Annotated in this window: 6 protein-coding genes; 1 reads left to right on the forward strand and 5 read right to left on the reverse strand. The window is 72.0% G+C overall.

What is annotated here, in order from left to right; genetic code table 11:
• On the reverse strand, positions 1-241 hold a 241-nt coding region (locus IDM29_RS15350), incomplete at its 3' end, for an NTP transferase domain-containing protein (protein WP_188037740.1).
• Between the two features lie 13 nt (positions 242-254).
• Entirely contained in the window at positions 255-737 is a 483-nt protein-coding gene (locus IDM29_RS15355; RefSeq protein WP_182113048.1) for a CarD family transcriptional regulator, read from the reverse strand.
• 190 nt (positions 738-927) lie between these two features.
• Between IDM29_RS15355 and IDM29_RS15360 the strand changes: the two genes are divergently transcribed.
• On the forward strand, positions 928-1,410 hold the full coding sequence (locus IDM29_RS15360; protein WP_182113047.1) for a hypothetical protein: 483 nt from the start codon (positions 928-930) through the stop codon (positions 1,408-1,410).
• A gap of 25 nt (positions 1,411-1,435) precedes the next feature.
• Here IDM29_RS15360 and pstB read toward each other — a convergent pair whose 3' ends face one another.
• The 3 genes from pstB to pstC all read right to left on the reverse strand — a co-directional run.
• Positions 1,436-2,215, reverse strand: a complete 780-nt coding sequence (pstB, locus tag IDM29_RS15365; RefSeq protein WP_182113046.1) for a phosphate ABC transporter ATP-binding protein PstB — start codon at positions 2,213-2,215, stop codon at positions 1,436-1,438.
• 17 nt (positions 2,216-2,232) lie between these two features.
• Positions 2,233-3,192: a phosphate ABC transporter permease PstA gene (gene pstA / locus IDM29_RS15370; RefSeq protein ID WP_182113045.1), complete on the reverse strand. Its 960-nt coding sequence runs from the start codon at positions 3,190-3,192 to the stop codon at positions 2,233-2,235.
• On the reverse strand, positions 3,192-4,165 hold a 974-nt coding region (pstC, locus tag IDM29_RS15375), incomplete at its 5' end, for a phosphate ABC transporter permease subunit PstC (RefSeq protein WP_375372425.1). The genes pstA and pstC, both read right to left, overlap by 1 nt.

Raw genomic sequence — 4,165 nt, forward strand, 5'->3', positions numbered from 1 at the left:
CGAGCGACGCCGCCCGGCCGCGGGCGCCCGGGACGCCGGCGTCGGCCAGCGCGCGTGCGACGTCGTCGACGGCACCCGGCGGCGCGGTCACCACGAGCCGGTCCAGCGGGAGCGCGCCGAGGAGCGCGCGGGCCGCGTGGACCACGAGCGGGACGCCCCCTAGGGGCACCAGGGCCTTGGGTCGGTCGCTGCCGAGGCGGGTGCCGCTCCCGGCAGCCGTGAGGATCGCGACCGTGCGCACGGGTCCGTGCGCCTCAGGAGGCGAGGACCTCGTCGAGGATGGCCTCGGCCTTCTCCTCCTCGGTGTGCTCCGCGAGCGCGAGCTCCGAGACGAGGATCTGACGGGCCTTGGCCAGCATGCGCTTCTCGCCGGCGGACAGGCCGCGGTCGGCGTCGCGGCGCGAGAGGTCGCGGACCACCTCGGCGACCTTGATGACGTCACCCGAGGCGAGCTTCTCGAGGTTGGCCTTGTAACGGCGCGACCAGTTGGTCGGCTCCTCGGTGTACGGCGCCCGCAGGACGTCGAACACGCGCTCGAGGCCCTCCTGGCCGACGACGTCGCGGACACCGACCAGGTCGACGTTCTCCGCCGGCACCTCGATCGTGAGGTCGCCCTGGGCGACCTTGAGCTTGAGGTAGAGCTTGGCCTCACCGCGGATGGTGCGGGTCTTGATCTCCTCGATCAGTGCGGCCCCGTGGTGCGGATAGACAACAGTCTCGCCTACGGTGAAGGTCATGTGGAGGGGTCCCCTTTCGCGGAACCCCACCTTACCATGGCTTTCGCCTGCCCGGATGGGCCGCGCGGACCGTTTTCGCAGGTCAGGGGCCGGTAGCGCGGCCGCGCGCCAGCCGGGAGCGCCCCTGACGATAGGCTGGCGGCCCGCACGTGCCGTCGTCACGCCCGCCGTCTTGCCCCAGGAGCCACGAGTGACCAGCCGCCCCCGTCACGCCGTCGTCACGGCCGCCGCCTCGGTCGCCTCCGTGACCCTCGCGCTGACCCTGAGCGCCTGCTCGGCGACCAACCCGATCACGACGCAGGACGACTACGCGGCGTCCGACGGCGTGATGGCGCAGGTCGGCGACCTGCGCGCCGGCAACCTCGTGATCCTGACCACCGGTGACGGCGAGCCCGGCGCCCTCGTGGGCGCGGTGACCAACGACGGCGACGACGCCGAGGTGACGTTCGCGCTCGACGGCGAGGAGATCGCCTCGTTCGAGGTCCGCTCCCGCGAGACCGTCCTGCTGAACCAGGACGGCGAGGAGGTCGAGATCGCCGCGGTCGACGCCGCCCCGGGCACGTTCGCCCGGCTCATGATGGCGTCGGACGTCAGCGGCAGCACGACGGTCAACGTGCCCGTCCTGGACGGCACGCTGCCCGAGTACGCGGACCACGTCCCCGACGCCGAGTAGCCCGCTCCCCGCTGACCGACCGGCGTCAGCCGAAGCGACCCGAGATGTAGTCCTCCGTCGCCTGCTGCGCCGGCGTGGAGAACATCGTGCTGGTGTCGTCCATCTCGACGAGCCGGCCCGGCTTGCCCGTGCCCTCGATCGTGAAGAAGGCCGTCCGGTCGCTCACGCGGGCGGCCTGCTGCATGTTGTGGGTCACGATCACGATCGTGTAGTCGTCCTTGAGCTCGGCCATGAGGTCCTCGATCGCGAGCGTCGAGATCGGGTCGAGCGCCGAGCACGGCTCGTCCATGAGCAGCACCTGCGGCTTCACCGCGATGGCGCGGGCGATGCAGAGCCGCTGCTGCTGGCCGCCGGAGAGCGAGGAGCCGGGGCGCCCGAGCCGGTCCTTGACCTCGTTCCACAGGTTCGCGCCCCGCAGCGACGACTCGACCAGGTCGGTCGCGTCGCCCTTGGAGATCCTCCGGTTGTTCAGGCGCACCCCGGCCAGCACGTTCTCGGCGATCGACATCGTCGGGAACGGGTTGGGCCGCTGGAAGACCATGCCGACCTGGCGGCGCACCGCGACGGGGTCGACGTCACGCCCGTACAGGTCGACGTCGTCCATGAGGACGCTGCCCTCGACGCGCGCCCCCGGCAGCACCTCGTGCATGCGGTTGAGCGTGCGCAGGAACGTCGACTTCCCGCACCCCGACGGACCGATCAGGGCGGTGATCGAGCGGGGTTCGATGGTCATCGTGACGCCCTCGACCGCCTTGAAGCTGCCGTAGTAGACGTCGAGGTCCTTGATGTCGATGCGCTGTGCCACGAGGGCGTCCTTCCGGGTCAGCGGGCGGCCCGCGGCGCGAAGTACCGCGCGACGAGGCGGGCCAGCAGGTTGATGGCCATGACGATGAGGATGAGGGTGAGCGCGGCGGCCCAGGCCCGGTCGATGTTGACCGTGGCGATGCAGTCGGTCGCGCCCTCGGCGCACGGCACCAGGCCCTGCGCGTACTGGCGGAAGACGTACACCGGCAGCGTCATCATCCGGCCCTCGAAGACGTTGGCGTTGATGGAGTCGATGACGCCGACGGTGACCAGGAGCGGCGCCGTCTCGCCGATGACGCGCGCGACGGCGAGCATGACGCCCGTGACGAGCCCGCCGGCCGCGGTCCGCAGGACGACCTTGACGATCGTGAGCCACTGGGGGACGCCGAGGGCGTAGGACGCCTCGCGCAGCTCGTGGGGCACGAGCCGCAGCATCTCCTCCGACGAGCGCACGACCACCGGGATCATGAGCACCGAGAGCGCGACCGAGCCGACCAGGCCGAAGCGCACGCCCGGCCCGAAGATCACCGCGAAGAGCGCGTACGCGAACAGGCCGGCGACGATCGACGGGATGCCCGTCATCACGTCGACGAAGAAGGTCACGGCGCGGGCGAGCGGCCCGCGCCCGTACTCGACGAGGTAGACCGCGGTCATGATGCCGATCGGCACCGAGATGAGCGCTGCCACGCCGGTGATCAGGACCGTGCCGAGGATCGCGTGGTAGATGCCGCCCGCGTCCATGCCGCCGTGGACGCCGCGCATCGAGACCGACAGGAAGTACGGCGAGAGGCGCCCGATCCCGTTGCTCACCACCGTCCACGCGAGGGACAGCAGCGGGACCAGCGCGATCGCGAACGCGAGCCCGACCACCACGGTCATCGTGCGGTCGGTCAGGCGACGGCGCGGGTCCGCGGTGGTGAGCAGCTGACGCGTGGTCGGGGTGCCGGCGGCGGTGGGCGTCGGCGTGGTGGTGGCCATCAGTTCGCTCCGGAGAAGTCCTTGCGCCGGGAGACGACCCAGCGCGCGGCCATGTTGACGACCAGGGTGATGACGAACAGCGCCAGGCCCGTGGCGATGAGCGCGCTGACGCCCAGCGGGTTGGCCTCGGGGAACTGGTTCGCGATGTTCGCCGCGATGGTCTGGTGCTGCCCCGCCTGCAGGAGGTGCAGCGAGTACGTGAACCCGGGCGAGAGGATCATGAGCACGGCCATCGTCTCGCCGAGGGCGCGCCCGAGCCCGAGCATCGCGGCGCTGATGATCCCGGAGCGACCGAACGGCAGGACCGCCATCCGGATCATCTCCCAGCGGGTCGCACCCATCGCCAGCGCCGCCTCCTCGTGCAGGCGGGGCGTCTGGAGGAAGACCTCGCGGGACACGGCCGTGATGATGGGAAGGATCATGACGGCGAGCACGACGCCCACGGTCATGAGCGTGCGCGGCGGGTTGCTCGCGGGCCCGGTGAACAGCGGGATGAAGCCGAGCGTGCTCGCGAGCCAGTCCCAGACGGGGTGCAGGCGCGGCGCGAGCCACACGATGCCCCACAGGCCGTAGACGACGGACGGGACCGCGGCGAGCAGGTCCACGACGTACCCGAGGCCCGCCGCGAGGCGCCGCGGCGCGTAGTGCGACGTGAAGAGCGCGATGCCCACCGCGAGCGGCACCGCGATGACCAGCGCCACGACGGCCGCCAGCACGGTGCCGAAGAGCAGGGGCCCGACGAAGCCGAGGAGCGAGGTGTCCTGCGGGAACCACTGGATGCCCTCGCTCAGCTCCTGCGGGCTGGCCGTCAGCGCGGGCCAGGCGCGGAGCACGAGGAAGCCGGCGACCGCGGCCAGCACCACGAGGATCGTCGCGCCGGCGCCGGTCGCCGCCCGGGCGAACAGCCGCCCGGCGAGGTCCCGGTGGCGCCGCCGCTCGAGGGTGGACGGCGCACGGGCCGGCCGACCGGCCG

Source organism: Actinotalea sp. JY-7885 (assembly GCF_014525465.1).
Classification (GTDB): domain Bacteria; phylum Actinomycetota; class Actinomycetes; order Actinomycetales; family Cellulomonadaceae; genus Actinotalea.